The organism is Cyanobium sp. Lug-B (assembly GCF_024345635.1).
GTDB lineage: Bacteria > Cyanobacteriota > Cyanobacteriia > PCC-6307 > Cyanobiaceae > Cyanobium > Cyanobium minutissimum.
This window is the reverse complement of the sequence record NZ_JAGQBM010000046.1, coordinates 1-25,971: the sequence shown is the minus strand read 5'-3', so window position 1 is coordinate 25,971 and position 25,971 is coordinate 1. Positions and strand designations below refer to the sequence as shown.

The following is a 25,971-nucleotide window of genomic DNA, read 5'->3' as shown; positions in this document are numbered from 1 at the left end:
GGCGCCGCGGCTGACGGGGCGCCCGCCGGCACCGGAGCCGAGACGCCGGGGGGTCCGGTCGGCGCCGGGGTCGGAGCGGCGGTCAGGCCGACGGTCGGGGCGGCGGTCACCGCGGCGGTCAGGGGAGGGACTCATGGGCTGGCGGATGGGGAACGGGGTTCGGTCTTCTCGAGATGGTCCAGCAGCTCAGCCAGCCGTCTGGGGTCCTGCAGAAAAAGCCATCCCAGCATCGTCTCAAATCCCGTGGCCTGCCCATAGGCGTGGGGCGCACCGCGACGGGGGCCCCGCCCGGCCTGGTTGCGTCCGCGAAGGACCACGCGGCGCTCCGCCTCGCTGAGCAGGGGATCCAGTCGCCGCAGGGCCTCCGCCTGGGCCTCAGCCTGCACCTCCGCCACCACGGCCCGGTGCAGGTCGGCGGCCCTGGCCGGTTGGCGGCAGCGGCGCAGGCGCTGGTGCAGTTCCCACACCGCATCCCCCAGCCAGGCCAGCTGGGCCGTGGCGAGGGCAGTCGCTGGTGGCTGGGGGGGCACGGAGGCCACCCAGTGGCCTGACCCCTCAGGCGGGGGCGAGGCTGCCAAGGGCGGACTCCAGGTCGGGTTGCAGGTGCAGGAAGGCCTCCAGGCGCACCAGTTTGACCGTCTGGACGACCCTGGCGTTGCCGACCACAAGGAACTGGCGGGCGCTGTCGTTGAACAGCTTGGCCAGTTGCACCAGGGCACCGAGTCCGGAGGAATCGATGAAATCGATCCGGCTGAGGTCGATGACCACGGGCAGGGTCTCTCCCTTGTGCCGGTCGGTGATGAATTCGGTGAACTGCTTGTCGGAATAGGCGTCCAGCTGCCCCGTGAAACTGAACAGCAGGCACTCATCCCGCCGTTCGCTGCCCCCTCTCAGGGAGACGGTCAGTCGCTGCAGGTCGGTGATGGCCCCGTCCTCAAGGTGTGGAACGCGAGGAACTGTAGAGACCCCCATCCCGATTCAGGGAACCGCAACGAAACGTGCCGATTCAGCGACGTTCCGCCATCAGCGCCACGAACCGGGCGAAGTGGTGGTCGGCGTCGTGGGGACCGGGGCTGGCCTCCGGGTGGTACTGGATGCCGAAGACGGGCTGGTGACGCAGGGCCAGGGCGGCCACGGTGCGGTCGTTGAGATTCAGGTGGGTGATCTCCACCCGCTCGGCGGGCAGGGAGGCCGCATCGAGGGCAAAGCCGTGGTTCTGGCTGGTGATCTCCACCGACCCGGGGGAGCCGCAGGGGTGGTTGAGGCCGCGGTGGCCGTAGCCGAGCTTGAAGCTGCGGCCCCCCAGGGCCAGGCCGAGGATCTGGTGGCCCAGGCAGATGCCGAAGACCGGCAGCTGCGGCTGCTGCAGCAGATCCCCGGCCAGGGCGATCCCCTCGGCCACGGCGGCCGGATCACCGGGGCCGTTGGAGAGGAACACCCCTTCCGGCTCCAGGGCCAGCACCTGCTCCAGGGTGGCGTCCGCCGGCAGGACGGTGACGGCACAGCCATGGGCCACCAGGCGCTCGAGGATGGCGCGCTTGATGCCGAAATCGATCGCCACCACGCGGTAGGGACGGTCGGGACGGGTCTGGAGCCGGGTGTCGAAGGCGGCCGAGCAGCTCCGGTTCCAGCTGTAGGGCTCCCGCGTGCTCACCTGGGCCGCCAGGTTGAGGCCGTCCATGGACGGGGCGGCCCGCACCTGGGCCAGCAACGTGGCCGGGTCGGTGCCGTCGCTGGCGATGGCGCCATTCAGGGCGCCACCCTCGCGCAGGTGGCGCACCAGGGCCCGGGTGTCGACACCCCGGATGCCCACCACCCCCTGGCGCACCAGCCACTGGTCGAGCGTCTGCTCGCAGCGCCAGCTGCTGGGCCGGGGGGCGAGCTGGCGCAGGATGCAGCCGCGGGCGTGGGCGTGGTCGGCTTCGAGGTCCTCGCCGTTGACGCCGGTGTTGCCGAGTTCGGGGTAGGTGAAGGTGACCAGCTGGCCGGCGTAGCTGGGGTCGGTGAGCACCTCCTGATAGCCGGTCATGCCGGTGTTGAAGACCACCTCGCCGCAGACATGGCCGCGGGCGCCACAGGCCAGCCCCCGCAACACGGTGCCGTCGGCCAGGACGAGCACGGCCGGCGTGGCGTCGTCGGGACTGGGGACCTCGGGGGCCGCCTGTGGGGTGTCCAGGGGGGCGTCGGCAGGAATCCCGATCATCCTTCAGACCCCGCCAGGGCGTCGCGCAGGGCCTCCAGCCTGGCCCAGGCGCTGCCGTCACCCAGGGCCTGGCGGGCCCGCTCCAGTCCCGCCGCGATGGAGGGCTCCAGCCCCGCGGCCCACAGGACCAGGGCGGCGTTCAGCGCCACCACATCGGCCTGGGCCCGGGTGCCGCCGCCCTGCAGCACCGCCTCCAAAATGGCGCGGTTGGCCGCCACATCGCCGCCCCGGAGGGCCTCCAGATCCGCCGGGGCCAGCCCCAGCGCCGCCGGGTCGAGCCAGTCGCGACGCACCGCGCCGTCCTCCAGCAGGCGCAGCTCGCTGGGGCCGGAGAGGGTGGCCTCATCGAGGCCACCGTGGCCGTGGACGACGACGGCCCGACGCTGGCCGAGGCGGCGCAGGGCGTCGGCCATGGGATCGAGCAGGTCGGGCCGGGCCACACCCAGCACCTGGGCCTCCGGCGTCAGGGGATTGACGAGCGGCCCCAGCAGGTTGAAGACGGTGCGCACACCGAGGGTGCGGCGCAGGGGGGCCAGGCCCACCAGGGCCGGATGCCAGCCCGGGGCGAACAGGAAGGTGACGCCGGTGCGCGGCAGGGCCTCCACCACCGTCGCCAGGGGCGCCCCCAGGTCGAGGCCGAGGGCCTCGAGCACGTCGGCCGATCCGACCCGGCCGCTGGCGCTGCGGTTGCCGTGCTTGGCCACATGGGCGCCGCAGGCGGCGGCCGTGAAGGCCACGGCGGTGGAGATGTTGAAGCTGTCGGCGCCGGCCCCGCCCGTGCCGCAGGTGTCGATCAGCTCCAGCGGCGGCCGTTCACCCGGCAGGGGGCAGGCCTGGCGCAGCACGGCGGCCATCGCCGCCAGTTCCTCGCCGCTGGTGCCCTTGGCCCGCAGGGCGGCCAGCAGGCCGCCGGTGAGCACCGGGTCGATGCTGCCCTCCAGCCAGCCCCGCATCAGGGCCTCGGCCTGGTCGGCCTGGAGATCCCGGCCATCCAGGAGCTGTTCCAGCAGCCGGGGCCAGGTGGGGGAGGCGGACATCACCGAACGCTGAAGCATCAGCGGCAACTTACGGGAGTCCGGCCAAAGAGAGGAACGGGGGACAGGAGCGCAAGAAAAAAGCCCGGGTGCAGAGCACGCCGGGCCGGGTGATGGGGACGCTCCCACTATCGCCCGAAGTGGGCCGTTCTGACCAACGGGCCCACGCGGCCGGCCGCCGGCCCTCAGCCGACGTCGTCGGAGGCGGTGTCGAAGCCCGAGCCCACGGCTTCGGCCACCGGTGCGGCACCGGGCCGGAACCCGGCCGCCCAGATGGCGCGGGTGCGGGCATGGAGCGCCGCGACGTCCAGTCCCCAGAGGCGCAGGATCCGCTCGAGGTCGTCACGGATGTCGGCGGCGCCGGGGAAGCCCGCATAGCGCATCTGCAACCGGGCGGCATCCACCAGGTGGGCGTCCTCGGGGCGCTCCACCGCCAGCAGCCGGTCGACCGTCTCCCGGTCAATGGCATGGAGGGGGTGGTTCTGGTCGTCCATGGCCCGGGCGGCCCGGGGGCCAGGGGAGGGATGCCTAGGTTAGGGATCCCCTTGCCCCGCCTTCCTGCATGGCTGCCCTGCGGCTGGATCTGATCGGGCGGTACCTCCGGCCCCACAGACGCACGGTGCTGGTGGGGGCCGCCGCCCTGGTGGTGGTGAACCTGCTGGGCGTGGCGATCCCGCTGGTGGTGCGGCAGTCGATCAACGAGCTCAAGCCCGGCTTCGTGCTGGCGGACGTGCTGGGGGTGGCGGGGCTGATCATCGTGATGGCCACCGTGATGGGGGCCACCCGTCTCTACTCCCGGATGCTGGTCTTCGGGGTGGGCCGCCAGGTGGAGGCGAGCCTGAAGGAGCGCATCTTCGACCACGTGCTCACCCAGGACCCCGGCTGGGTGCAGACCACCGGCAGCGGTGAGGTGATCAGCCGGGCCACCAGCGATGTGGAGAACATCCGCCGGCTGCTGGGCTTTGCCCTGCTGAGCCTCACCAACACGGTGCTGGCCTATGCCCTCACCCTGCCGGCCATGCTGGCGATCGATCCGCTGCTGAGCCTGGCGGCCGTCTCCCTCTACCCCGGCATGCTGATGGTGGTGCGCCTGTTCGGCGGCCGCATGATGAAGCAGCAGCGGCGCCAGCAGGAGGTGCTGGCCAACCTCAGCGACCTGGTCCAGGAGGACCTCAGCGGCATCGGCGCCATCAAGATCTACGGCCAGGAGGCCACCGAGGAGAAGGCCTTCGCCGACCTCAACAAGGTGTACCTGGACGCCCAGCTTTCCCTGGCGCGCACCCGCAGCACCCTGTTTCCGATGCTGGAGGGGATCGCCTCCCTGAGCCTGCTGCTGCTGCTGGCCCTGGGCAGCGGCCAGCTGGAGAACGGGCGGCTGAGCATCGGCGATCTGGTGGCCCTGATCCTGTTCGTGGAGCGCCTGGTGTTCCCGACGGCCCTGCTGGGCTTCACCCTCAACACCTTCCAGACCGGCCAGGTGAGCCTGGAGCGGGTGGAATCCCTGCTCAGCCATCCCCCCGCCATCGTCTCCCCCGCCGATCCGGTGCCCCCGGCCCGACCGGCACTCGGGGCGGTCATGGCCCGGGGGCTCACGGTCCGGTATCCGGGGGCGACGCAGCCATCCCTGGAGAACCTCAGCTTCACGATCCGCCCCGGCGAACTGGTGGCGGTGGTGGGTCCGGTGGGCTGCGGCAAGACCACCCTGGCCCGGGCCCTCGGGCGGATGGTGGAGGTGCCGCCCGACCAGCTGTTCCTCGACGGTGTCGACGTGACGCGGCTGCGGCTCAGCGACCTGCGGCGCCAGGTCGCCCTGGTGCCCCAGGAGGGTTACCTGTTCACCGCCAGCCTGGCCGACAACCTGCGCTACGGCGACCCGGAGGCCGGCATGGACCGGGTCGAGGAGGCCGCCCGCCAGGCCCGCCTGGAGGGGGACATCAAGGGCTTCCCCGACGGCTACCGCACCCTGGTGGGGGAGCGGGGCATCACCCTCAGCGGCGGCCAGCGCCAGCGCACCGCCCTGGGACGGGCCCTGCTGGTGGACGCGCCCCTGCTGGTGCTCGATGACGCCCTGGCCAGCGTCGACAACACCACCGCCGCGGGCATCCTGCGTTCGGTGCGCGAAGAGCAGCAGCGCACGGTGGTGATGATCAGTCACCAGCTCTCGGCCGCGGCGGCCTGTGACCGGATCCTGGTGCTTGAAGGGGGACACCTGGTCCAGGAGGGCCACCACAACGAGCTGCTGCTCCAGGAGGGCACCTACCGCCGGCTCTGGGACCGGGAAGAGGCCGACCGCCAGCTTCAGGCCGCCTGAGGCGGCGGTGCCCGCCGGCCGCGAGGGGCGGTTTCAAACAGTTGTTGAGCAGCCCGCATCAAGACCGCCGGCTGGGCTTATCTGGAGAGGTCGTGGTTTCCCCAACGCCTGCCACGCCGTCCCCATGGCCCCCACCCCGTCGTTCCTCAGCCAGCAGCCGTATAACATCCGCTGCACCCTGACTTTCGGCGACATCTACGGCCAGGTGCTGATCTGGATGGCGGTGATCTTCGTGAGCCTGGCGGCGGGTCTGGCCCTGATGGGGGCGAGCCGCCCCCTGTTCGCCCTGGTGGGGGTGGGCCTGATCCTGGTGCTGTCGCTGCCCTTCCTGCTGTTCGCCTTCATCACCACCCTGCTGAACCACATCGCCCTGGTCCCGCAGCAGGACCAGCAGGGCCCTGCCTAGGTTGGTTTCCCCGCCAGGAAACACCGTGTTCGGCCTCTTCAGCAGCCCTGCGAGCGACCGCAGCCCTGCCCGGGACAGCAGCCTGCATGCGGTCCTCGGCACCCCCCTGACTGCCCCGCCGACGGCGGGCCAGGCCGAGGCCCAGTTCGGCTGCGGCTGCTTCTGGGGGGCGGAGAAGGGCTTCTGGCGGCTCCCCGGGGTGATCACAACCGCCGTGGGCTACGCCGGCGGCCAGCTCGCGTCCCCCACCTACGAGCAGGTCTGCAGCGGCCGCAGCGGCCACGCAGAGGTGGTGCGGGTGGTCTGGGACACCAGCCGGGTTTCCTTCGCCGACCTGCTCAAGCTGTTCTGGGAGTGCCACGACCCCACCCAGGGCAACCGCCAGGGCAACGACCGGGGCAGCCAGTACCGCTCAGCCATCTACGTCGACGACCCGGAGCTGCTCGCCCTGGCCGAAGCGAGCCGCCAGGCTTACCAGAGCGCCCTTGACGCCACCGGCGGCGGCAGGATCACCACGGAGATCGCCAGCGGCCAGCGGTTCCACTTCGCCGAGCCGTACCACCAGCAGTACCTGGCCAAGCCCGGCAGCCGTCCCTACTGCTCCGCCCAGCCCACCGGGGTTCCCCTGGGCGACTTTCCCGGCGCCACCTACCTCCTTCCCGCCCGCGTGTGGGAAAGCTATGACTGGGCCATCCCCCATTGCGTCCTTCGCGGCGACAATGCGCCGATCGCCCTCGTCTGACCGCCTCCGCCATGGCCGCCCCCCCGCTGCTCGCGCTCGGACTTCTGCCGCTGCTGGCGATGCAGTCCCCATGGTGGGAGAACTACGACATCCGGGAGCGCTTCCTCTGCGGTGACCGCCTTTCGGTGGTGCTGGAGCGCAACGCCTCCCAGGCCTCCCTGATCGCCGGCCGCACCCGCGCCACCCTGTTCCGGGAGGCCTCCGATGCGCCGGGGCTGCGCTACCAGAACGAATCCCTGCGGGTGATCCTGCGGGGCGATGAACTCACCCTCGAGCAGCTGCCCATCAAACGGGTCTGCGTGCGCAGCGAACAGGTATGAAGCCCCTCTCCGATCGGGTCGTGATCGTGGCCCTGATCGCCGCGGTGGGGATCTGTTTCGCCCTGGCCTTCTGGACCGTGCGCCTGAACCCCTCCGGCGAGCCTCCGCTGCAGTGGCGCCAGGGGGGCCCCAGCGCCATGGCGCCGGGTGCCCCGGCGGCGGCCTTCCTGCCGTGAGAGACCCCGCCGAGGAGCAGGACCCGCCGAAGCGCCAGCTGCATCCGCTGCCCAGGGGGCTGGTGGAGCTCTACGGCCTGCTGGCGGTGCTGTTCGTCCTGGTGCCCGAATGGATGGCCGGTGGGGCCCTGAAGGGCTTCCCGGAGAGCCGCGGGGGCTCGGAGCTGCCCCTGCCGTCGATGGCCTGGCAGCGGCTGCCGGAACTGCAGCTGGCCACCATGGGACTGGCGGAACTGCGGCTGCTGGCCCGTCGCGAGCACATCCGGGGCTACGCGGGCATGGCCCGTCAGCGGCTCACCAACCGCCTGATGCGACGGCTCTCGAGGCGGCGCAGGACCCCCAGGACGCTGTGATAGCTTCATGCCGCCGGGGCGTAGCGCAGCTTGGTAGCGCACCACTTTGGGGTAGTGGGGGTCGTGGGTTCAAATCCCGCCGCTCCGATTCAGCCGGCCCGCCGAACGCTCACCCCCCGCGGGTGTCGGTGGTCTTCCTTCCCGTCAGCTGATCCCGTCAGCTGATTTTTTTTGCCCAGCTCCCGTGTCCCGGGGTCTCGCCGGGCCTCAGCGCAGGCGAGTGAGCACGTTGAAGCGGACCAGCCAGAGGTTGACCCGTCGCCGCAGCCGGGGGGGCACCTCCTGGACCAGCTGGAACAGCTCCTGGGACGCCAGTCGGCGCAGGGCCCGCACGTCGACCCGCCAGAGCGCTTCCGCTTCCCGGATCAGCCGCGCCCAGGTCCGGGCCGTCTGCCAGCGGCGCACGGACTGCTGGGCGGGGTCAGCGCCATCAGCGGAGCCGGTCGGCGACCGGGTGACCATGGCTCCGACCCCGGAAGAACATCCCAAGGGTGGGGAGGCTGGCCAGCAGTGCCCGGGATCCCCGGTTCTGCTTCAAGGATCGAAACAAAAACGAAAGATCCCCGACCGAACCGCCGCCGACCTCAGGCGCTGTGGGCCAGCCGATCGGCGGGGACCGGATCCGCCACCAGCTCAACGGGGAAGGGCAGGGCTTCCACTTCCCGCCGGCTCAGCCGGCGGCTCCAGGCGCGCGGCACGGCCTCGTTCCAGCGGAAACCGGCTTCCTTGGCACGGTGACGCTCGGCGTAGGGCAGTTCGGCGCGGTAGAGGCTGCGGGGCTCCAGGGCGGCCAGCAGCAGCGCCTCCAGATCGCCGCAGCGCTCGAACACCTGGGCCAGGTAGATGCAGTCGGTGAGGGCGCGGTGGGCGGCCCACACGGGAACCCCATAGGCGAGGGCCAGATCGCGGACCGAGGGGGTGCTGCGCAGCTGGCGCTCGGCCGGCCAGCGGATGTCCTCCATCGAACAGATCCAGGGGCGCTCCAGGGGCGGCAGGGGCCCCAGGCCGAACCACTGGCGATCGAAGGCGGCGTTGTGGGCCACCACGGCGTCACAGGCGGCGGCCATGGCCGCGAAACAGGCCAGGGCCTCCTGCCGGGGCTGCTCCAGCCGCGTCACGGCGGCGGGGATGCCGTTGATGGCCTCGGCGGCATTGGCCGGGCAGGGCAGCAGGAACGACACCTGGGTGAGCACGGCCCGGTGGGGCACGTGGAACAGGATCGCCCCCACCTCGATGCACTGCCCCTGGAGGGTGGAGAGGCCCGTGGTCTCCGTGTCGAGGATCAGCAGGGTCTCGGGCCCCCGGGGAAGGGCCCGCTGGGGACGCCCCGCGCAGCCCGGCAGGGTGATGGCAACGGGGCGCGGCGGTTCCACGGGGGCCTGCCGTGGCCATGGGGCCGGCGGCGGCGCGGAGGCCGGGGGTGGCGCGGTGGCGGGCGACGGGGATGCGGCCGGGACGGGGGGCTCCGGGGCGGCCAGGCCCAGCAGGTCGTTCTGCTGCCAGAGACCGGGTTGCTCCTGCATCGGCGCCATCCGCACGCTGCTCCATGGTCGCAAGCCGGGCAAGGCCTTCCGGCCCCACCCGGCGGGCCCAGCGTCAGGCGCCACCCGGCTGGCCCCGGGCCCGACCCCGCCGGTGCCGGCTTCCTAGGCTTGCTCGATCCTGCCCCGTCCCCCGCTCCGTGGCCCCAGCCCTCGCCCCCGGCGACACCGCCCCCCTGATCGCCCTCCCCGACCAGGACGGCACCGAGCGCCGCAGCGACCACCTGGAGGGCAAGGCCCTGGTGCTGTTCTTCTATCCCAAGGACGAGACCCCCGGCTGCACCATGGAGGCCTGCGCCTTCCGTGACAGCTACGCCGACCTGCAGGCGCTCGGGGCCGAGGTGTGGGGCGTCAGCGGCGACGATGCCGCCAGCCACCGCCGCTTCGCCAACCGCCACCGGCTGCCTTTCCCCCTGCTGGTGGACGCGGGCAACCGGCTGCGCAAGGCCTTCGGCGTGCCCAGCGTGCTGGGGCTGCTGCCCGGCCGGGTCACCTACGTCATCGACGGAACGGGGGTGATCCGCCACGTGTTCAACAACCTGCTGGACGGCCCGGCTCACCGGCGCGAGGCCCTCGACGCCCTGCGCGGCCTCCAGGCCTCCTGAACCGGCCCACGATCCAGCACGGGGGAACCGGACGATGACGGCGTGGCGACAGCAGGGGGAGCTCTGGCGGCTGGAGCCGCCGGGCCGGCCCCGCGGGCTGATCGAGTTCATCGGTGGCAGCTACCTGGCCGCCACCCCCCAGCTCAGCTACCGGCGCTGTCTCGAGGCCCTGGCGGCGCGGGGCTGGCGCATCCACGCCTGGAGCTACGTGCCGGGCTTCGACCACCAGGCCCAGGCCAACGCCGCCTGGCGCCTGTTCCGCCAGCAGCGGGAGGGGGCGATGGAGCCGCAGGACCCCCCGGCCTCCGGTGGGGCCGCCTTCCCCCTGATCCGGCTGGGCCACAGCCTCGGCTGCAAACTGCATCTGCTCGCCCCCGACGGCGGCCGCCGCTGCGATGGCCTGGTGGCCCTCAGCTTCAACAACTTCTCGGCCGAGCGGTCGATCCCCTTCCTGGCGGAGCTGGGCCAGCAGTTCCGCTTCCGCAGTGAGTTCAGCCCCTCCCCGGAGGACACCCTGAGGCAGATCGGCAGCAGCTACCGCCAGCCCCGCAACCTGGTGGTGCGCTTCAGCCGCGACACGATCGACCAGAGCGGGCGGCTGATCGGCGTGCTGCAGGCCAGGGCAGGCGATGCTTCCACCCTGCTGGAACTGCCGGGGGATCACCTCACCCCGGCCAGCGGCGGGCTGCGCAAGCAGTTTCTGGGGGAGTGGGCCGATGATCCGGCCCGCCAGCGCTCCATGGAGCGGCTGGCCGAGCAGATCGGCGCCTGGTCTCAGACCCGCAGCTGATCGAGCACCGAGCGGTCCTCCAGGGTGGAGGTGTCGCCGCTGACGTCCTGCCCCGCCGCCAGGGACCGCAGAATGCGACGCATGATCTTGCCGCTGCGGGTCTTGGGCAGGGCATCGGTGAAGCGGATCACGTCCGGCCGGGCGATCGGCCCGATCTCCAGCCCCACGTGGCGGCGCAGCTCGGCCTCCAGGGCCGCATCGCCGTCCACCCCCACATCCAGGGTCACGAAGGCGACAATCCCTTCCCCCTTGAGCTCGTCGGGCCGGCCCACCACCGCCGCCTCCGCCACGGACGGGTGGCTCACCAGGGCCGATTCGATCTCCATGGTGCCCAGCCGGTGCCCCGAGACGTTGATCACGTCATCCACCCGGCCCATCACCCAGAAGTAACCGTCCGCATCGCGGCGGGCGCCGTCGCCGGCGAAGTACAGCCAGCTGCCGTCGGCGGGGCGGATGTGTTCCCAGTAGCTGCGGCGGAAGCGCTCCGGGTCGCCGTGGACGGTGCGCATCATCCCGGGCCAGGGACGCCGCACCGCCAGGTAGCCCCCCTGCCCCGTCGGCACGCTGTTGCCCTCCAGGTCGACCACGTCGGCGGCGATGCCGGGCAGGGGCAGGGTGGCCGATCCGGGCTTGGTGGGGGTGGCCCCGGGCAGGGGGCTGATCATCACCCCGCCGGTCTCGGTCTGCCACCAGGTGTCCACCACGGGGCAGCGGTCGCCGCCGATCACATCCCGGTACCACATCCAGGCCTCGGGGTTGATCGGCTCACCGACGGTGCCGAGGATCCGCAGGCTGGCCATGTCGTACTGGTCGGGCACCGCGCGGCCGCTCTTCATGAAGGCCCGGATCGCCGTGGGGGCGGTGTAGAAGATCGTCACCTTGTGCTTCTGGATCACCTCCCAGAAGGCGCCGGGTTTGGAGGGACGCGGCGCCCCCTCGTACATCAGCGTGGTGGCGCCGTTGGAGAGGGGCCCGTAGACGATGTAGCTGTGGCCGGTGATCCAGCCCACATCGGCGGTGCACCAGTGGATGTCGTCCTCACGGATGTCGAAGATCCACTGGAAGGTGAGGTGGGCCCAGAGGTTGTAGCCGGCGGTGGTGTGCACCACCCCCTTGGGCTTGCCGGTGGAGCCGGAGGTGTAGAGCACGAACAGCCGGTCCTCGCTGGCCATGGGCTCGGCCGGGCAGTCGGCGCTCTGGCCATCCACCAGCTCATGCCACCAGACGTCGCGGCCGGCCGCGAAGCCGGTGGCCTCGCCGGTGCGCCGCACCACCAGCACGTGTTCGACGCTGGGGCACCCCTCCGCCAGGGCCTGGTCCACGGCGGGCTTGAGCGCCACGGCCTTGTCCTTGCGGAAGCCGCCGTCAGCGGTGATCACCAGCTTCACCTGCCCGTCGATCAGGCGGTCGCGCAGGGCCTCGGCCGAGAAACCACCGAACACCACCGAGTGGGGGGCACCGATGCGGGCGCAGGCCAGCATGGCGATGGCCGCCTCCGGCACCATCGGCATGTAGAGGGCCACCAGATCGCCCTTGCCGACGCCGAGGGCCTTGAGGGCGTTGGCGGCGCGGCAGACCTCGGCGTGCAGCTCGCGGTAGGTGAAGGTGCGCCCATCACCCGGCTCCCCCTCCCAGATCAGGGCCGTCTTGTCGGCCCGGGGGCCGTCCAGATGGCGATCCAGGCAGTTGTAGGAAAGATTCGTTGTGCCCCCCTCGAACCAGCGGGCGAACGGGGGGTTGCTCCAGTCGAGCACCGTGTCGAAGGGCTCGAACCAGTGCAGCTCCCGGCGGGCCGCCTCGCCCCAGAAGCCGTCCGGATCGGCCTCGGCTTGCGCCGCCAGGGCCTGGTAGGCCGCCATCGAACCGATGCGGGCCTCGGCGGCCAGCGCCGGCGGCGGGGCGAACTGCCGCTCTTCCTGGAGCACCGACTCGATGGTGGGCGAGGAGTCCTGGGTCATGGCGTGGCCTGCCGGGCAGGCTGGGGCATGGTGCATTCAACCGCAGCCGGGCCACGCTGGAAGCAACCGCCTCCCTCCCATGCCCGCCTGGCTGACGATCCTGCTGGTGATGGGCCTGGTGATCGCCGTCCTCACCCCGAGCCGCCAGCAGTTCGCCTGGTTCCTGCGGCTCAGGCGCCCCCGCTGGCTCACCTTCGAGCGCTGGATCCCGCTGATCTGGTCCCTGATCTACCTCTGCTTCTACGCCTCGGCCCTGCTCCGCTGGCGGGCCGGAGGGGCGGCGGCGCCCCTGGCCATGGCCGCCTACCTGGGGCTGCTCGTCCTGGTGCAGGGCTACACGCTGCTGATCTGCCGCACGCGCCGAGTGGCCTGGGGAACGGCGGCGGGCCTGGCCGGCTGGATCTGGGGGCTGGCCCTGGCCCTGGCGACGCTGGCCGTTTCGCCAACGGCCGCGCTGCTGCTGGTTCCGTTCCTGCTCTGGAGCCCGATCGGCACGTTCGTCACCTGGCGGATGCAGCGGCTGAACCGCTGAGCGCCGGGCCGTCCGGACCCTCCGGCCGGCCGATCAGGGCTGCTCATCCCTGCTTGGCAAGATCGCGCGGCGGCGTTAGCCAGGGGACGACCCCACGGGACTGGAGCGGAAGGCCATGGAGGAGCAGCCGATCACGCCCCATGCCGGCCCGACGCTGGACGCCGACGGCAACCTCACCTATGTGGGGGACGATGGCCGCCGCTACGTGGTGGGGCTGCCGCCGGACATCGATGAGGACAACGTCGAGAAGGTGATGACCCTGCTGCGGGGCGGCACCGCCCTGTTCCAGCAGATCGAGGGGCTCTGCCACCGCTGGATCAGCGAGGTGAGCGGCAGTGAGCTCGATGAGCGGGCCGCCCTGGTGCTGCTGCTCACCACCCTGGAGACCGCCCTGGAGGATCGCTACCCCGAGAACGATCCGTCCTGATGCAGGCTGGGGGGATGCCCCAGCGACCCGCCGCCTGCCTGTTCGATCTCGACGGACTGCTGCTGGACACCGAGCCCGCCCATGCCCGGGCCTGGCAGGCGGCGGCCAGCCGCTTCGGCCGGCCCCTCGATGAGCCCGAGCTCCTCAGCCTGCGGGGCCGCCGGCGGCTCGACTGCGCCAGCCAGGTGCGCCAGTGGATCCTCGCCGCGGGCGGCCCCCGCCTGAGCGAGGAGGAGCTGCTGGCGGTGCGCCAGCCCATCGCCGAGGCCCTGCTGGCCTCCGCCCCGGCCATGCCCGGTGCCGAGGCCCTGGTGCGGCGCTGCCGGGCCCTGGGGATCCCCATGGCGCTGGCCACCAGCAGTGCCCGACCGGCGGTGGACAGGAAGGTGGCCCCCCACCCCTGGCTGGCCCTGATCAGCGAACGGGTCCATGGCGACGATCCGGAGCTGGGCGACGGCAAGCCCGCCCCCGATCCCTTCCTGCTGGCGGCCCGCCGCCTCGGGGTGGCGCCGACCGCCTGCTGGGCCTTCGAGGATTCCAGGGCCGGGGTGGCCGCCGCCCTCGGCGCCGGCTGCCGGGTGCACGTGCTGCTGCCGCCGGGGGTGGGCTGCCAGGCCTATCCCGAAGACGTGGTCTGCCTGAACTCCCTGGAGGAGGTGGAGCTGGATCCCTAGAGCCGGATCAATAGAGGCGGCTGAGGACGAATTCCGGCAGGGCCCGCAGGGCGCTGCGGGGCTCCGAGGGGGGCAGCCACTCGATCGCCTCATGGGCCTCGCGGGCAAAGCCCTCCGCCAGGGCCCGGGAACGGCCGATGGCCTCGCAGCCGCGCACCATCGCCAGGGCCTGGTCGAGGTCGCCGGCCTCGCAGAACTCGCGCTCGATCAGACCCGCCAGGGCCGGACGCTCCTCGAGGGCGTAGAGCACCGGAGCGGTGAGATAGCCGGAGGCCAGATCGCTGGCGGCGGGTTTGCCGAGCTGCTGGTCGCTGGCGGTGAAATCAAGGATGTCGTCGACCACCTGGAAGGCCAGACCCAGCTGGCGCCCGAAGCGGTAGAGGGCGTCGAGCCGGGGTTCGCTGAGGCCGGTGAGCACCCCGGCGGCCCGGGCGCTGTTGGCGATCAGGGAAGCGGTCTTGCAGTAGCTCTTCTCGAGGTAGGTCTCGAAGCTCTGGCCGGTGTCGTAGCGGAACAGGCCCTGGCGCACCTCGCCGTCGGCCAGATCCATGATCACGCGCGAGAGCAGCTTGACGACATCGAGGTCGTCGAGATTGGCGAGGTGCCAGCTGGCCTGGGCGAACAGGAAATCGCCGGCCAGCACCGCGACGCGGTGGTTGAAGCGGCTGTGCACCGTGGCCACCCCGCGGCGGGTGGCAGCCTCATCGACGACGTCGTCGTGGACGAGGGAGGCGGTGTGGATCATCTCGGTGATCTCCGCCAGCCGCCGGTGGCGGGGGCTGAGGCCGCCGTCGGGAGCGATGGCCCGCGACAGCAGCAGCACGATGCCCGGCCGCAGCCGCTTGCCACCGGCCGCGAACAGGTGCTCGGCGGCCGCCTGCAGGATCGGATGGCCGGCGCCGATCAGGCTGCGCAGGTCGGCCAGCAGGGCATCGAGGTCGGACTCCACCGGCTGGAGCAACTCTGCAACCGTCGCCACGTCACCTCCACGATGAAAGGATCCTAGGGGCCGTGCCTCAGTAGGCGCGGGTGGGCGACTGCAGGCTGACGCTGCGCACCGCCGGCCGGCTGCCCAGCCAGGCGGCGGCCGCGCTGGCAAAGGCGTCGGCGGGGCCGGTGACGCAGAAGCGGGTGCGCTGCAGGGGGGGCCGCACCGACTCCCCCGCCTGGTCCACCTCGGGGGAATCCCCCAGGCTGGCCAGCAGGGGGCCGAGGCGCTGGGCGGCCGCCAGGGCCGGGTCCACCAGCTGCACATCGGGGGGAAGCAATTCGGCCAGCAGGGCCCGCAGCAGCGGGTAATGGGTGCAGCCCAGCACGACCGTGTCCACGTTCGCCGCCAGCAGCGGGGCCAGGTAGTCGGCGGCGGCGGCCCGCAGTTCCGGGGCCTGCAGGTTGCCGGCCTCGATCAGGGGCACGAAGGCGGGGCAGCCCACCTCCAGCACCCGGGCCGAGGGGCGGCAGGCCTGGATCGAGCGCCGGTAGGCACCGCTGGCGGCGGTGGCCGGGGTGGCCAGCACCCCGACGTGATCGCTGGTGAGGTCGCTCGCCAGACTGTCGATCAGCCCCACCACCGGCACGCCCGCTTCGGCCACCGCCACGTCCAGGGCCAGGGCATTGGAGGTGTTGCAGGCCATCACCAGCACCCCCACCCCCTGGAGCCGCAGCCAGTGCACCACCTCCGAGGCGATCGAGCGGATCTCCTCCTTGGAACGCTGGCCGTAGGGAACCCTGGCCGTGTCGCCCAGATAGAGGCAGGGGGAGTGGGGGTAGAGGGCATGGACCTGACGCAGCACCGTGAGCCCCCCCAGACCGCTGTCGAACAGACCCACCAGGAGGCTCAAGAGGCCCCCTGGAGAAAGTCGAGGATGCCGGCGCTGATGGCCACCGCCAGGCGGCGGCGGAAGGCGGGATCGGCCAGCCGCGGGGCGTCGATGCGGCCGGTGACGAACCCCATCTCCGCCAGGGCCGCCGGCATCACCGTGCGGCGGATCACGAAGAACCGCCCGGGCCGGGCCCCGCGGTCGGGCGTGCCCGGCGAGATCGCCATGATCCGGGACTGGATCGCCTGGGCCAGCCGCTGGGAGCTGCCGGACTGGAAATAGAACGTCTCGACGCCGTTCACGTCGGGGCGGGCCATGCTCAGGGCATTGGCATGGATGCTGACGAACACGTCGGCGTTGCTGCTGTTGGCGAGCGCCACCCGCGGGGGCAGGTCGACGTCCACCTCCGAGGTGCGGGTCATCAGCACCTGCACCCCCCGGGCCTGGAGCAGCTGGGCCACCTGCAGGCTCACGTCCAGCACCACATCGGTCTCCCGCAGGCCGCCGATCCCCACGGCCCCCGGATCGGGGCCACCGTGGCCCGGGTCGATCACCACCCGGAAGCGGCCCCGGGGCACCACCGGCAGCCCATCGGCGGAGATGGGCCGGCCGGAGGTGGCCCGGCCGCTGCTGCCGAAGCCGGTGGGGCGTGAGGCGGTCCAGCTGGAGGTGGGGGCGTCCATGTCGCCCTCGCCGACATTGCGGGTGAAGCCGCTCAGGGGCAGGCCGGTGAGGGAGAGGCGCCAGCGGTCCCGGGCCGTTCCCACCAGGCGCAGCTGGCGCGGGTCGAGTCGGGTGCCGGGACGGAATTCGAGCACCAGCCGGGTGGTGCCGGGGTCGGGCCGGCCGATGCGCACCTCCCGCACCAGGCCGCCGACGGGGACCGAGCGACTGCGCTGGGGGGCACCCGGCAGATCCACCCAGACCCGGGGTCCGGTGACGCCGGAGCCCTCCTCGTAGAAGGCCTGCAGCCGCACCCCCGGCGAGGTGCGCAGCTCCAGCACCCCCTCCCGGCTCAGGCGCCAGGCGGAAAGGGCACTCGCCGCCCTGGCGGGAAGGGCCCCGAGCACCAGGGGCAGGGTCAGCAGCCAGGCGAATCGCGTCGCACGCACTCCCATCACCCTCAGAACAACGCCGGATGGCGGTGCTGGAGGCTCGGCATCTGGGCACGGACCCTGGCCTCGTGGGCCATGTCGACCGGGGCCATCGCCAGGCCCGGCTCCACGCCGGCATCCGCCATCACGGTGCCCCAGGGATCGATCACCAGGGCATGGCCGTGGGTCTGGCGGCGGCCGTAATGGAGGCCCGTCTGGGCGGGGGCAAGCACGTAGGCAGTGTTCTCGATGGCCCGGGCCTGGAGCAGCACCTGCCAGTGGTCCTTGCCGGTGTAGGCGGTGAACGCCGCCGGGATCATCAGCAGCTGGGCCCCGGAACCGGCCAGCTGGCGGTAGAGCTCGGGGAAGCGGACGTCGTAACAGATCGAAAGCCCGACCCGGCAGAGGCCCGGCACATCGACCACCGGCGGCGGTTCATGGCCCGGCTGCACCGTGGCCGATTCCCGGTAGGTGATGCCGTCCGGCAGGTCCACATCGAAGAGGTGGATCTTGTCGTAGCGGGCCAGGAGCTGGCCTTCCCGCCCCACCAGCTCGGCGCGGTTGAAGGTCTGGCCTTCACCGGCCGGCACCGGGAAGCCGCCCCCCAGCAGGGTGACCTGGTAGCGACGGGCCATCGTCACCAGAAAGCGGCTGCAGCGCTCAGCCAGCAGCGGCGCCAGCTCCAGGCGGCGGGCGTCATCGCCCATGAAGGCGAAGTTCTCCGGCAGGCCGACCAGGTCGGCGCCGCGGCGGGCGGCCAGCTCGATCAGCTCCTCGGCCGCCGAGAAATTGGCGTCGGGGTCCGGCGTGCTGGTGAGTTGCAGCGCCGCTGCCAGAAAACTGCTCACCGCCGGACCGCTCCAAGACCGGCGAATCGTAAGGGAGCCGCCAAGGGGGGCAAGGAGCGCCTCAGCTGGCCCTCAGCACCCCGGGTTCGGCCTGGATCGGCACGATCTCGAGGCTGTCGACGGCGGCGCAGCAGGCGAAGTCGGCGTCATGGTTGCCCAGCCCGATCAGGCGCTGGCCATGGCTGGCGCTGCGCAGGCAGGTCTCGGTGTCATGGCGCCACTGCTGCCAGAGGGCGAGGGCCGCCAGCATCTCGTCGTTGGCGCAGCGCACCCCCATGTGGGGCGCCACCGCCTGCTCGATGGCGGCTGAGGCCACGGCCCCGGCCGCCAGGCTGTCCTCCAGGGAGTAGTCCCCCTCCCAGCCGCTGCCCACGATCCAGACTCGCAGGGCCTGGCGTTCGATCAGCCGCCGGGCCACGGCGGTGCGGTTGGGCAGGCAGGCGGTGAGCAGCAGGGGCACGTCCCGGACCCGGTCGAGGGAGCGGGTGCCATTGGTGGTGCTCAGGAAGATGCGCTTGCTCTCCACCCGCTCCCGGGTCACCGCCAGGGGGGAGTTGCCGAGGTCGTAGCCCTCCACCCGCTTGCCGCCACGCTCACCGGCCCGCAGCCGCCGGGCGGCCGGCCAGCCGGCGGCGGCGTCTTCCAGGCTGCCAAGGTCGGCGAAGGCCTGGATCGCCTCGGCCCCGTTCTCCAGGGCCCAGGCGATCGTGGTGGTGGCTCGCAGCACGTCGATGACCACGGCGGCGTCGGGGCCGTCCTCCTCGGGGGGCAGCAGGGGCGGGACCGCTTCGGAGGTGTGGAAATAGGAGAGCAGCACGGAAGGCGATCGTCACGGGGGTGCGTCACAGTAGGCAGCAGCTCGACGGCGCAGGACGACGTGGCGGGGGTGGTGGCAGACGGGATCGGCAAAGCCCTGGGGCGGCAGCGCAATCTGCGCGATTTCATCGGCCTGCTCGAGAGGCGCGGCCAGCTGCGGCGCATCACGGCGCCGGTGGATCCGGACCTCGAACTGGCGGCGATCGCCGACCGGGTTCTGGCCATGGGTGGTCCGGCCCTCCTGTTCGAGAACGTCATCGGCTCCCCGATGCCGGTGGCGGTGAACCTGATGGGCACCGTCGAACGGGTGCTGTGGAGCATGGGCATGGAGCGGCCCGAGGAGCTCGAGGCCCTGGGGGAGCGGCTGGCCCTGCTGCAGCAGCCCCGGCCCCCCAAGGGCCTCAAGGAGGTGATGAAGTTCGGCGGGGTGTTCTGGGACCTGGTGCGGGCCCGACCCGACCTGGACCTCACCCCCCCCTGCCACCAGCAGGTGCTGAAGGGCGAGGCGGTGAACCTGGAGCAGCTGCCCCTGCTGCGCCCCTGGCCGGGGGATGCGGGCGGGGTGATCACCCTGGGACTGGTGATCACCAAGGACCCGGAGACCGGGGTGCCGAACGTGGGCGTCTACCGGCTGCAGCGCCAGTCGATCAACACGGCCACCGTCCACTGGCTGAGCGTGCGGGGCGGGGCCCGGCACCTGCGCAAGGCGGCGGCGATGGGCCGCAAGCTGGAGGTGGCGGTGGCCATCGGCGTCCATCCGCTGCTGGTGATGGCGGCGGCCACGCCGATTCCGGTGCAGCTGAGCGAATGGCTGTTCGCCGGCCTCTACGCCGGGGAGGGGGTGCGGCTGGCCCGCTGCAAGACCCTGGATCTGGAGGTGCCCTCCCACAGCGAGGTGGTGCTGGAGGGCACGATCACGCCCGGAGAAGTGCTCCCGGACGGCCCCTGCGGCGACCACATGGGCTTCTACGGCGGTGAGGAGGACTCGCCCCTGGTGCGCTTCCACTGCGTCACGCAGCGCCGTGACCCCATCTTCCTGACCACCTTCAGCGGCCGTCCGCCGAAGGAGGAGGCGATGCTGGCGATCGCCCTCAACCGGATCTACACGCCGATCCTGCGCCAGCAGATCCCGGAGATCGTCGATTTCTTCCTGCCGATGGAAGGCCTCAGCTACAAGCTGGCGGTGATCGCCATCGACAAGGCCTACCCCGGCCAGGCCAAGCGGGCGGCGATGGCCTTCTGGAGCGCCCTGCCCCAGTTCACCTACACCAAGTTCGTGGTGGTGGTCGACAAGTCGATCGCGATCCGCGACCCGCGTCAGGTGATCTGGGCGATCAGCGCCCAGGTGGATCCCCAGCGGGACCTGTTCGTGCTGGAGGACACCCCCTTCGACTCCCTCGACTTCGCCAGTGAGCGGCTGGGGCTCGGCGGCCGGCTCGCCATCGACGCCACCACCAAGATCGGCCCGGAGAAACGGCACGACTGGGGCCAGGCCCTGGGCCGGGACGCCGCCCTGGAGGCCCGGGTGGATGGCCGCTGGAGCGAACTGGGCCTGGACGATCTGGGCCGCGGCGAGCCCGATCCCGCCCTGTTCGGCTACACCCTGGAGCACGTGCTGGAGCGCCTCGCGGCCGGTCGCTGATGCTGCGCCGCAGCGGCATCTACGCCCTCAAGGCCCTGCTGGAGCTGGCCCTTGATCCGCCCCGCTGGCAGTCGGTGAGCGCCCTGGCCGAGGCCCAGGACCTGCCCGGCCCGATGCTGGAGCAGCTGATGCTCAAACTGCGCCGCGCCGCCCTGGTGGAGGCCCGCCGGGGCCGGCAGGGGGGCTACCGGCTGCGGCGTCCGCCCGCCGAGGTGCCCCTGGCGGCGATCCTGGCGGCGGTGGAGGCCCCGGCCGGCAGCCTGTTCGCCCTGGGGGGCGCCGAGCAGGACCCCCGCCCCAGCGATCGGGTGACCCGGGTGCTGAACCGCCGGCTGCTGCAGGCCCTGGAGCGGGAACTGGACCAGTTGACCCTGGAGGACCTGCTGTTCGACCTGCGCAGTGCCCGGGCCGCCTTCAGCGAGTCGGGGGGGCTGCTGCTGGGCTGAGGGAGGCCACGCCGATGAACATGACCGCCAGATCGTGGTCGAAGCCGACCTGGAGACCGCCGGTGCGGCGGTAGTGGATCAGCCGGCCCAGGGTGCGCAGCGGACCGCGGCCGAACAGGTCCAGACCCCGCATCGTGATGGCAGCGAAGCCGCTGGCCTCCAGCCAGCGCCGCAGCTCCGCCGAAGGTACGAACCGCCGCCAGTCGTGGACGCCGGCGGGGATCAGCCGCAGCAGCGTCTCCAGGAGCCAGATCATGGTCAGCCGGGAGCGGAAGGTGCGGTTGATGGTGTCGAAACAGACCGTTCCTCCGGGGGTGAGCACCCTGGCGAACTCGGCGATTACGGCCGCGGGCCGATCCACGTGCTCCAGCACATCGACGCAGACCACCACATCAAAGCTGCCGATGGCGAAGGGAAGCTCCTCAGCGATCCCCACCCGGTACGTGATCTCCAGGCCCGAGGTGGCCGCATGGCCGCGGGCCGCCGCGATGCAGGGGGCGGAGCGGTCGATGCCTGTGACCACGGCGCCGCGACGGGCCAGGAATTCGCAGGTGTAACCGCCGCCGCAACCCACATCCAGCACCCTCAGATTCCGCCAGTCGGAAACGAACCGATCAAAGAAGAGAAAGCGAAGCGGATTGAGTCGGCTGAGGGGAAAGATCGTCGCCGACTCTTCCCACCAGCTGGCCGCCTGGTGATCGTAGAATGCAAGATTGTTGCGCAGCAAGGTGACGGCAAGGTCGGTCTCGATCATTATCCCGACCCTCAACGAAGCCAGCCATCTTGGGCGCACCCTGCAGCAGCTGGAGATCCTCGATCCGGCGGCCATCGAGGTGATCGTGGTGGATGGCGGCAGCACCGATGCCACCCTGGCCAGCGCCCACGTGCACGGCTGCCGGGTGATCCGATCGCCGCGGCCGGGGCGGGCGGTGCAGATGAACCGGGGGGCGGCGGCGGCCCGCGGCGAGATGCTCTGCTTCGTCCATGCCGACACCCTGGTGCCCTCGGATCTGGTGCAGCTGGTGGGCACCACCCTGGCCGACCCGACCATCAGCGGCGGCGGCTTCCTGGCCCTGATGCGGGGCGGTGACCGCACCCGCTGGGGCGTGAGTCTGCACAACGCCCTCAAGACCCACTACGCGGCCCTGCTGTTCCGGCCCCACCGCTACCTGCTGAAGGGCTTCCGGGTGCTGTTCGGCGACCAGGCCATGTTTTGCCGGCGCAGCGACTTCCTGCGCTGCGGTGGCTTCGACGAGCGCCTGCCGATCATGGAGGATGCCGATCTGTGCGACCGGCTGGGCCACCTGGGCCGCATCCGGCAGCTCAACCGGGTGGTGGAGACCTCCGACCGCCGGGTGGCGCGCTGGGGCTCCTGGAAGGCCACGGGGATCTATCTGCTGATCGGCCTGCTCTGGGGGCTGGGGGTGCCGGCAGAGAGGCTGAAGCGCCTCTACGGCGATGTCAGGGACTGACGCCCTCCGCCGGAGGGTCCGTAGCTGACGCTCTGGGTCTGGTGCTCCGTGTCTGGCGCTCAGCCGTTGAGGGCCCAGTCGTAGGGGAGCCAGGCGATCCGGACATCGGCCGGCAGGTCCAGCTCCGGGCGGTGGCGACCCACGTAGGCGGCGATCGAGGGGGCCGCCGCCAGGAAGTCCCGGCGGTACCACTGCAGAATCCGGCTGCAGTGCAGGGTGCGGCGGGACGGTTCGAAGCGCAGCTTCAGGGGGTTGCGCAGGAAACGGTGGGCGTCCTCCTCCAGTTGGGCCGCGATCCGCTCGGGGCGGTAGGCCTCCGGCCGCAGCAGGGGGCAGCCCCTGGCGGCGCAGACCAGGGCGAAATGGAGGCGGGGGTCAGCGAAGCGGGGCCGCAGAATCCCGTGCTCGATCCGATCGAGGCTGAGGGGCTGCCCCTGCAGGCTGAGCGCCGGGTGGGAGAAGAAGGCCAGGAACGCCGGCCAGTTGGGCACCCCGGCGACGGTGGGGCGGATCGAGGCCAGGGGGAAACGGGCCAGCACCTGGCGGATCACCAGGGCGTTGTAGAGGTTGATCCAGAGGGCGAACGCCTCGGGCCCGGTGCCGGGATCCGGATCGAAAGGCCGCTGCACCGCCAGCCAGCCCTCCAGTTCGCCTGCGCCCTGCCGTTGCCAGGCGGCGTAGTCCACCCGGCCCTCCCCATCGACATGGCGGCGCAGCAGGCCATCCCAGACGGCGACGTCGATCATGGGGCGACCCGTTCGGGCCCCATCGTTCCATGCCCCTCCCGCGGGCGGCCGCCGGCCGCCGGGCCATCGCCGCCGGCCTGCGCCGGCTGGCCTGGCCCCTGCTGATCCAGTGGACCCGCCGGCGCTTCCCGGACGTGGCCGTGATCACTTGTGAGGAGCTGGCTGAGCAGCTGGCCGGTGAGGGTCCCGCGCCGCTGCTGATCGATGCCCGCGGGCCGGAGGAATTCGCCCTCAGCCACCTGGCCGGCGCCCGCCTGCTTCCGGAGCCGGACGCACCGGGAGCGGCGGGACTGGCGCGGGAAGCGGCAATCGTCGTCTACTGCTCGGTGGGGTACCGCTCGGCCCGGCTGGCCCGGTCCCTGCGGCAGGCCGGCTTCAGCGACGTGCGCAACCTGGAGGGCTCCCTGTTCCGCTGGGCCAACCTGGGGCTGCCGCTGGCCTGCGCCGGCTCCGGCCGGCCCCGGGTCCACCCCTTCCATCCCTGCTGGGGGCTGCTCCTGGAGCCCGAGCCTCCGGGGGCTGGTGATCCGTACCCGGACGGCCACGGAGGGGATTCCTAGGCTCACGACATGGTTCCCGCTCCCTCCCTTCCCGATCCCGCCGGCCCGCTGCTGGAGGAGATCCTGGTGCCGCTGCTGCAGGACTACGCCGAGTCCTTCGATCGCGGCCTGCTGCTGCTCGACCACTGCCCCGAGGCGGTGATGGCCTCCGCGGATCAGGCGGACCTGCGCGCGCGGCTCGACGAAGCGCGCCGGTCCCTGGCGGCGGCGCGGGCCCTGCGGGCCGCCGCCCCCACCCCCATGGGTCTGGCCATGGAGACGATCACCCCCTGGCACCGGCTGGTGGTCGAGGTCTGGAGCCTGTCGGCCAGGCTGCGGGCCATCGGCATCCGCCCCTGACAGCGGGCCCGGATCGGTCGCCCGAAGGCCCTGTACCGGCCGCTCCATAGGATCGCCCCAGTTGGCGCCACCGCTGTTGTCCTCCCCCGCGAGCGTCGATGTCAGCGCTGCCGCGTCGTCGGCGCCCCTGCTGCTGGAGGCCGGCGGCAGCCTGCGGGGGACCGTGACCGTGCCCGGCGACAAGTCGATTTCCCACCGTTCGCTCCTGTTCGGGGCCATCGCCGAGGGCACCACCCGCATCGAGGGACTGCTACCTGCTGAAGACCCCCTCAGCACCGCCGCCTGTCTGCGGGCCATGGGCGTCACCGTTTCACCGATCGCGGACGGTCAGGTGGTGACCGTCGAGGGGGTGGGCCTGGACGGGCTGCGGGAACCCGCCGACGTGCTCGACTGCGGCAATTCCGGCACCACCATGCGGCTGATGCTGGGGTTGCTGGCCGGCCGGGCAGGACGCCACTTCGTGCTCAGCGGCGATGCCTCGCTGCGCTCGCGACCGATGCGCCGGGTGGGTGCCCCCCTGGCCCAGATGGGCGCCCGGATCCAGGGGCGCGAGGACGGCAACCTGGCCCCCCTAGCGGTGCTGGGGCAGACCCTGCACGGCAGCGTCATCGGCACGCCGGTGGCCTCGGCCCAGGTCAAGAGCGCCCTGCTGCTGGCGGCCCTGACGGCGAACGGGCCCACCACCGTGATCGAACCGGCCCCCACCCGCGACCACAGCGAGCGCATGCTGCGGGCCTTCGGCGCCGACCTGGAGGTGGATGGCGACGAGGGAAGGTTCATCACCGTGCGGCCCGGACCCACCCTGGTGGGCCAGACCGTGGTGGTGCCCGGCGACATCAGCTCCGCCGCCTTCTGGCTGGTGGCGGCGGCGATCACCCCGGGGGCCGAGCTCACAGTCGAGAACGTGGGGCTCAACCCCAGCCGCACGGGGATTCTCGATGTACTCGCCGAGATGGGCGCCCGGATCACGGTGCTCAACAGCCGCGACGTGGCCGGCGAGCCGGTGGGCGATCTGCACGTGCAGCACGGCCCGCTGCGGGCCTTCCGCATCGAGGAGCCGATGATCCCCCGCCTGGTGGACGAGATCCCCGTGCTGGCGGTGGCGGCCTGCTGCGCCGAAGGCCTGAGCCGCATCAGCGGCGCCGCGGAGCTGCGGGTCAAGGAGACCGACCGCCTGGCGGTGATGGCCCGCCAGCTGACGGCGATGGGGGCCCGGCTCGAGGAGCACGCCGATGGCCTCAGCATCGAGGGCCCCACCCCGCTGCACGGGGCTGTGGTGGACAGCGAAACGGATCACCGGGTGGCGATGAGCCTGGCGGTGGCCTCCCTGGTGGCCCGGGGCGACACCCGCCTGGGCCGCCCGGAGGCGGCCGCCGTCTCCTACCCCGGTTTCTGGGATGACCTGGCCCGCCTGCGGTCCTGAGGCGGATCGGGATTCGCCCGGGGCCAAACCGCCCCCGGAAGCACTGCCCCAGCTGCTGCCCCGGCTGAGCCGGGACGGCAGCTTCAGCCTCTACAGCCGTGGCCGTGGCTGCGAGGAGGGCTTCCACAGTGCCGCCGGGGCCCTGCGGGAGGCCAACGAGAAGTTCGTGGTCCCGGCGGCGCTGGAGCGTTTCGCCCCGGGCCGGGAGCTGGTGGTGGCGGAGGTGGCCGTCGGCACGGGCACCAACACCGCCGCCCTGCTCGCCGCCGCCACCGCCGCCGGCCTGGAGCTGGACTGGTGGGGCCTGGAGCTGGACCCGCGGCCCCTGGCCCTGGCCCTGGCGGATGCCGGCTTCCGGGCCCAGTGGCCCGAGGCGGTGATCGGCCGGCTGGAGGACCTCGCCGGCGGCGACAGGCTGCGGCTCGGCGATGCCCGCCACCGGCTGCCGGAGCTGCTGGACACGCTGGCCGGTCGCTGCGACCTGGTGCTGCTGGATGCCTTCTCGCCGCCGCGCTGCCCCCAGCTCTGGAGCCGGGAGTTCCTGGAGCAGCTGGTGCGGCTGCTGCGGCCCGACGGCCGGCTGCTCACCTACAGCTCGGCGGCGGCGGTGCGCCGCTGCCTGCTGGAGCTGGGGCTGGAGCTGCGGGCGATCCGGCCACCCGCCGACGAGCCGGGGCGCTGGAGCGCCGGGAT

General features: G+C 72.2%; 33 protein-coding genes and 1 tRNA gene. 19 read left to right on the top strand and 15 right to left on the bottom strand.

The features are described 5' to 3' along the window. Positions 1-131: 131 nt before the first annotated feature. The 5 genes from KBY81_RS11640 to KBY81_RS11620 all read right to left on the bottom strand — a co-directional run bounded on the left by KBY81_RS11640 (position 132) and on the right by KBY81_RS11620 (position 3,731). A complete protein-coding gene (locus KBY81_RS11640) occupies positions 132-539 on the bottom strand; it encodes a Mini-ribonuclease 3 (protein ID WP_106219895.1) in 408 nt (135 codons plus the stop codon). 16 nt (positions 540-555) lie between these two features. Next, positions 556-972, bottom strand: a complete 417-nt coding sequence (locus tag KBY81_RS11635) for an STAS domain-containing protein (protein ID WP_106219894.1) — start codon at positions 970-972, stop codon at positions 556-558. Between the two features lie 34 nt (positions 973-1,006). Next, the gene (gene carA, locus KBY81_RS11630) at positions 1,007-2,203 is read right to left on the bottom strand and encodes a glutamine-hydrolyzing carbamoyl-phosphate synthase small subunit (RefSeq protein ID WP_219903894.1); all 1,197 of its coding nucleotides are present in this window, start codon (positions 2,201-2,203) and stop codon (positions 1,007-1,009) included. After that, positions 2,200-3,240 (bottom strand): anthranilate phosphoribosyltransferase, encoded by a 1,041-nt coding sequence (gene trpD, locus KBY81_RS11625; protein WP_181280000.1) that lies wholly within the window; start codon positions 3,238-3,240, stop codon positions 2,200-2,202. Before trpD ends, carA begins: the two co-directional genes overlap by 4 nt. A gap of 182 nt (positions 3,241-3,422) precedes the next feature. Further along, on the bottom strand, positions 3,423-3,731 hold the full coding sequence (locus KBY81_RS11620; RefSeq protein WP_106219893.1) for a DUF3288 family protein: 309 nt from the start codon (positions 3,729-3,731) through the stop codon (positions 3,423-3,425). A 68-nt stretch (positions 3,732-3,799) separates the two neighbouring features. Between KBY81_RS11620 and KBY81_RS11615 the strand changes: the two genes are divergently transcribed. From KBY81_RS11615 to KBY81_RS11585, 7 genes are all read left to right on the top strand, one after another. Then, complete coding sequence (locus tag KBY81_RS11615; RefSeq protein WP_254976559.1) at positions 3,800-5,548, top strand: ABC transporter ATP-binding protein; 1,749 nt, start codon at positions 3,800-3,802, stop codon at positions 5,546-5,548. A 124-nt stretch (positions 5,549-5,672) separates the two neighbouring features. After that, on the top strand, positions 5,673-5,954 hold the full coding sequence (locus tag KBY81_RS11610; protein WP_106219891.1) for a hypothetical protein: 282 nt from the start codon (positions 5,673-5,675) through the stop codon (positions 5,952-5,954). A 25-nt stretch (positions 5,955-5,979) separates the two neighbouring features. Beyond that, on the top strand, positions 5,980-6,696 hold the full coding sequence (gene msrA, locus KBY81_RS11605; protein ID WP_106219890.1) for a peptide-methionine (S)-S-oxide reductase MsrA: 717 nt from the start codon (positions 5,980-5,982) through the stop codon (positions 6,694-6,696). Positions 6,697-6,707: 11 nt separating this feature from the next. After that, positions 6,708-7,016 carry a hypothetical protein gene (locus KBY81_RS11600; RefSeq protein ID WP_106219889.1) on the top strand — a complete coding sequence of 103 codons (309 nt, stop codon included), beginning with the start codon at positions 6,708-6,710 and terminating at the stop codon, positions 7,014-7,016. After that, positions 7,013-7,192 (top strand): hypothetical protein, encoded by a 180-nt coding sequence (locus KBY81_RS11595; RefSeq protein ID WP_106219888.1) that lies wholly within the window; start codon positions 7,013-7,015, stop codon positions 7,190-7,192. The genes KBY81_RS11600 and KBY81_RS11595 overlap by 4 nt, the downstream gene beginning before the upstream one ends. Continuing rightward, positions 7,189-7,545 carry a hypothetical protein gene (locus KBY81_RS11590; protein ID WP_254976558.1) on the top strand — a complete coding sequence of 119 codons (357 nt, stop codon included), beginning with the start codon at positions 7,189-7,191 and terminating at the stop codon, positions 7,543-7,545. The genes KBY81_RS11595 and KBY81_RS11590 overlap by 4 nt, the downstream gene beginning before the upstream one ends. Positions 7,546-7,559: 14 nt before the next feature. After that, positions 7,560-7,633, top strand: a tRNA-Pro gene (locus KBY81_RS11585). 119 nt (positions 7,634-7,752) lie between these two features. On the opposite strand, the gene KBY81_RS11580 is transcribed toward KBY81_RS11585, so the two are convergent. After that, positions 7,753-8,007, bottom strand: coding sequence for a hypothetical protein (locus KBY81_RS11580; RefSeq protein WP_106219886.1), 255 nt, complete (start codon positions 8,005-8,007; stop codon positions 7,753-7,755). A 122-nt stretch (positions 8,008-8,129) separates the two neighbouring features. Beyond that, complete coding sequence (locus KBY81_RS11575; RefSeq protein WP_254976557.1) at positions 8,130-9,068, bottom strand: 3'-5' exonuclease; 939 nt, start codon at positions 9,066-9,068, stop codon at positions 8,130-8,132. 158 nt (positions 9,069-9,226) lie between these two features. Between KBY81_RS11575 and KBY81_RS11570 the strand changes: the two genes are divergently transcribed. Together KBY81_RS11570 and KBY81_RS11565 are read left to right on the top strand one after the other, a co-directional pair. Further along, positions 9,227-9,691: a peroxiredoxin gene (locus KBY81_RS11570; RefSeq protein WP_254976556.1), complete on the top strand. Its 465-nt coding sequence runs from the start codon at positions 9,227-9,229 to the stop codon at positions 9,689-9,691. A 34-nt stretch (positions 9,692-9,725) separates the two neighbouring features. After that, positions 9,726-10,481: a DUF1350 family protein gene (locus KBY81_RS11565; RefSeq protein ID WP_254976555.1), complete on the top strand. Its 756-nt coding sequence runs from the start codon at positions 9,726-9,728 to the stop codon at positions 10,479-10,481. Here the strand turns inward: KBY81_RS11565 and acs are convergent. Next, positions 10,466-12,439 (bottom strand): acetate--CoA ligase, encoded by a 1,974-nt coding sequence (gene acs, locus KBY81_RS11560; RefSeq protein WP_254976554.1) that lies wholly within the window; start codon positions 12,437-12,439, stop codon positions 10,466-10,468. The genes KBY81_RS11565 and acs overlap by 16 nt on opposite strands. 79 nt (positions 12,440-12,518) lie before the next feature. Between acs and KBY81_RS11555 the strand changes: the two genes are divergently transcribed. From KBY81_RS11555 to KBY81_RS11545, 3 genes are all read left to right on the top strand, one after another. Continuing rightward, the gene (locus KBY81_RS11555; RefSeq protein WP_254976553.1) at positions 12,519-12,971 is read left to right on the top strand and encodes a TspO/MBR family protein; all 453 of its coding nucleotides are present in this window, start codon (positions 12,519-12,521) and stop codon (positions 12,969-12,971) included. Positions 12,972-13,086: 115 nt separating this feature from the next. Then, positions 13,087-13,398, top strand: coding sequence for a hypothetical protein (locus KBY81_RS11550; protein WP_015108066.1), 312 nt, complete (start codon positions 13,087-13,089; stop codon positions 13,396-13,398). 14 nt (positions 13,399-13,412) lie between these two features. Next, positions 13,413-14,072 carry an HAD family phosphatase gene (locus KBY81_RS11545; RefSeq protein WP_254976552.1) on the top strand — a complete coding sequence of 220 codons (660 nt, stop codon included), beginning with the start codon at positions 13,413-13,415 and terminating at the stop codon, positions 14,070-14,072. A 7-nt stretch (positions 14,073-14,079) separates the two neighbouring features. Here the strand turns inward: KBY81_RS11545 and sds are convergent, their stop codons facing one another. From sds to KBY81_RS11520, 5 genes are all read right to left on the bottom strand, one after another. Continuing rightward, positions 14,080-15,051 carry a solanesyl diphosphate synthase gene (sds, locus tag KBY81_RS11540; protein WP_043325320.1) on the bottom strand — a complete coding sequence of 324 codons (972 nt, stop codon included), beginning with the start codon at positions 15,049-15,051 and terminating at the stop codon, positions 14,080-14,082. 37 nt (positions 15,052-15,088) lie between these two features. Continuing rightward, the gene (murI, locus tag KBY81_RS11535; protein ID WP_106219880.1) at positions 15,089-15,913 is read right to left on the bottom strand and encodes a glutamate racemase; all 825 of its coding nucleotides are present in this window, start codon (positions 15,911-15,913) and stop codon (positions 15,089-15,091) included. Next, complete coding sequence (locus KBY81_RS11530; protein ID WP_106219879.1) at positions 15,910-17,010, bottom strand: N-acetylmuramoyl-L-alanine amidase; 1,101 nt, start codon at positions 17,008-17,010, stop codon at positions 15,910-15,912. Before KBY81_RS11530 ends, murI begins: the two co-directional genes overlap by 4 nt. Before the next feature lie 5 nt (positions 17,011-17,015). Then, a complete protein-coding gene (locus KBY81_RS11525; RefSeq protein WP_106219878.1) occupies positions 17,016-17,834 on the bottom strand; it encodes a carbon-nitrogen hydrolase family protein in 819 nt (272 codons plus the stop codon). A 61-nt stretch (positions 17,835-17,895) separates the two neighbouring features. Beyond that, a complete protein-coding gene (locus KBY81_RS11520; protein ID WP_106219877.1) occupies positions 17,896-18,651 on the bottom strand; it encodes a 2-phosphosulfolactate phosphatase family protein in 756 nt (251 codons plus the stop codon). A gap of 60 nt (positions 18,652-18,711) precedes the next feature. Here KBY81_RS11520 and KBY81_RS11515 point away from each other — a divergent pair, with 60 nt between their 5' ends. Then, positions 18,712-20,292, top strand: coding sequence for a UbiD family decarboxylase (locus KBY81_RS11515; protein WP_254976551.1), 1,581 nt, complete (start codon positions 18,712-18,714; stop codon positions 20,290-20,292). After that, positions 20,292-20,738 (top strand): Rrf2 family transcriptional regulator, encoded by a 447-nt coding sequence (locus tag KBY81_RS11510; RefSeq protein WP_254971153.1) that lies wholly within the window; start codon positions 20,292-20,294, stop codon positions 20,736-20,738. The genes KBY81_RS11515 and KBY81_RS11510 overlap by 1 nt, the downstream gene beginning before the upstream one ends. Here KBY81_RS11510 and ubiG read toward each other — a convergent pair. Next, the gene (gene ubiG, locus KBY81_RS11505; protein WP_254976550.1) at positions 20,707-21,492 is read right to left on the bottom strand and encodes a bifunctional 2-polyprenyl-6-hydroxyphenol methylase/3-demethylubiquinol 3-O-methyltransferase UbiG; all 786 of its coding nucleotides are present in this window, start codon (positions 21,490-21,492) and stop codon (positions 20,707-20,709) included. The two genes, KBY81_RS11510 and ubiG, sit on opposite strands and share 32 nt — an antisense overlap. Here ubiG and KBY81_RS11500 point away from each other — a divergent pair. Further along, on the top strand, positions 21,467-22,210 hold the full coding sequence (locus tag KBY81_RS11500; protein ID WP_254976549.1) for a TIGR04283 family arsenosugar biosynthesis glycosyltransferase: 744 nt from the start codon (positions 21,467-21,469) through the stop codon (positions 22,208-22,210). The genes ubiG and KBY81_RS11500 overlap by 26 nt on opposite strands. Positions 22,211-22,269: 59 nt before the next feature. Here KBY81_RS11500 and KBY81_RS11495 read toward each other — a convergent pair whose 3' ends face one another. After that, positions 22,270-22,956 (bottom strand): DUF547 domain-containing protein, encoded by a 687-nt coding sequence (locus tag KBY81_RS11495; RefSeq protein ID WP_106219873.1) that lies wholly within the window; start codon positions 22,954-22,956, stop codon positions 22,270-22,272. Between the two features lie 29 nt (positions 22,957-22,985). Here KBY81_RS11495 and KBY81_RS11490 point away from each other — a divergent pair, with 29 nt between their 5' ends. From KBY81_RS11490 to KBY81_RS11475, 4 genes are all read left to right on the top strand, one after another. Beyond that, positions 22,986-23,516 (top strand): rhodanese-like domain-containing protein, encoded by a 531-nt coding sequence (locus KBY81_RS11490; RefSeq protein WP_254976548.1) that lies wholly within the window; start codon positions 22,986-22,988, stop codon positions 23,514-23,516. A gap of 9 nt (positions 23,517-23,525) precedes the next feature. Continuing rightward, entirely contained in the window at positions 23,526-23,855 is a 330-nt protein-coding gene (locus tag KBY81_RS11485; protein ID WP_254976547.1) for a DUF2605 family protein, read from the top strand. Between the two features lie 127 nt (positions 23,856-23,982). After that, complete coding sequence (gene aroA / locus KBY81_RS11480) at positions 23,983-25,278, top strand: 3-phosphoshikimate 1-carboxyvinyltransferase (protein WP_106220203.1); 1,296 nt, start codon at positions 23,983-23,985, stop codon at positions 25,276-25,278. Next, positions 25,253-25,971, top strand: a 719-nt coding sequence (locus KBY81_RS11475; protein WP_254976546.1) for an MnmC family methyltransferase, incomplete at its 3' end; no start/stop codon positions are given. The genes aroA and KBY81_RS11475, both read left to right, overlap by 26 nt.

What these genes read in the sequence shown, in the direction of transcription:
- KBY81_RS11635 (WP_106219894.1), bottom strand. Translation starts at nt 972, where the DNA reads ATGGGGGTCTCTACAGTTCCTCGCGTTCCACACCTTGAGGACGGGGCC.
- carA (WP_219903894.1), bottom strand. Translation starts at nt 2,203, where the DNA reads ATGATCGGGATTCCTGCCGACGCCCCCCTGGACACCCCACAGGCGGCC.
- trpD (WP_181280000.1), bottom strand. Translation starts at nt 3,240, where the DNA reads ATGTCCGCCTCCCCCACCTGGCCCCGGCTGCTGGAACAGCTCCTGGAT.
- KBY81_RS11620 (WP_106219893.1), bottom strand. Translation starts at nt 3,731, where the DNA reads ATGGACGACCAGAACCACCCCCTCCATGCCATTGACCGGGAGACGGTC.
- KBY81_RS11615 (WP_254976559.1), top strand. Translation starts at nt 3,800, where the DNA reads ATGGCTGCCCTGCGGCTGGATCTGATCGGGCGGTACCTCCGGCCCCAC.
- KBY81_RS11610 (WP_106219891.1), top strand. Translation starts at nt 5,673, where the DNA reads ATGGCCCCCACCCCGTCGTTCCTCAGCCAGCAGCCGTATAACATCCGC.
- KBY81_RS11600 (WP_106219889.1), top strand. Translation starts at nt 6,708, where the DNA reads ATGGCCGCCCCCCCGCTGCTCGCGCTCGGACTTCTGCCGCTGCTGGCG.
- KBY81_RS11595 (WP_106219888.1), top strand. Translation starts at nt 7,013, where the DNA reads ATGAAGCCCCTCTCCGATCGGGTCGTGATCGTGGCCCTGATCGCCGCG.
- KBY81_RS11580 (WP_106219886.1), bottom strand. Translation starts at nt 8,007, where the DNA reads ATGGTCACCCGGTCGCCGACCGGCTCCGCTGATGGCGCTGACCCCGCC.
- KBY81_RS11575 (WP_254976557.1), bottom strand. Translation starts at nt 9,068, where the DNA reads ATGCAGGAGCAACCCGGTCTCTGGCAGCAGAACGACCTGCTGGGCCTG.
- KBY81_RS11565 (WP_254976555.1), top strand. Translation starts at nt 9,726, where the DNA reads ATGACGGCGTGGCGACAGCAGGGGGAGCTCTGGCGGCTGGAGCCGCCG.
- acs (WP_254976554.1), bottom strand. Translation starts at nt 12,439, where the DNA reads ATGACCCAGGACTCCTCGCCCACCATCGAGTCGGTGCTCCAGGAAGAG.
- KBY81_RS11555 (WP_254976553.1), top strand. Translation starts at nt 12,519, where the DNA reads ATGCCCGCCTGGCTGACGATCCTGCTGGTGATGGGCCTGGTGATCGCC.
- KBY81_RS11550 (WP_015108066.1), top strand. Translation starts at nt 13,087, where the DNA reads ATGGAGGAGCAGCCGATCACGCCCCATGCCGGCCCGACGCTGGACGCC.
- KBY81_RS11545 (WP_254976552.1), top strand. Translation starts at nt 13,413, where the DNA reads ATGCCCCAGCGACCCGCCGCCTGCCTGTTCGATCTCGACGGACTGCTG.
- KBY81_RS11530 (WP_106219879.1), bottom strand. Translation starts at nt 17,010, where the DNA reads ATGGGAGTGCGTGCGACGCGATTCGCCTGGCTGCTGACCCTGCCCCTG.
- KBY81_RS11510 (WP_254971153.1), top strand. Translation starts at nt 20,292, where the DNA reads ATGCTGCGCCGCAGCGGCATCTACGCCCTCAAGGCCCTGCTGGAGCTG.
- ubiG (WP_254976550.1), bottom strand. Translation starts at nt 21,492, where the DNA reads ATGATCGAGACCGACCTTGCCGTCACCTTGCTGCGCAACAATCTTGCA.
- KBY81_RS11495 (WP_106219873.1), bottom strand. Translation starts at nt 22,956, where the DNA reads ATGATCGACGTCGCCGTCTGGGATGGCCTGCTGCGCCGCCATGTCGAT.
- KBY81_RS11490 (WP_254976548.1), top strand. Translation starts at nt 22,986, where the DNA reads ATGCCCCTCCCGCGGGCGGCCGCCGGCCGCCGGGCCATCGCCGCCGGC.
- KBY81_RS11485 (WP_254976547.1), top strand. Translation starts at nt 23,526, where the DNA reads ATGGTTCCCGCTCCCTCCCTTCCCGATCCCGCCGGCCCGCTGCTGGAG.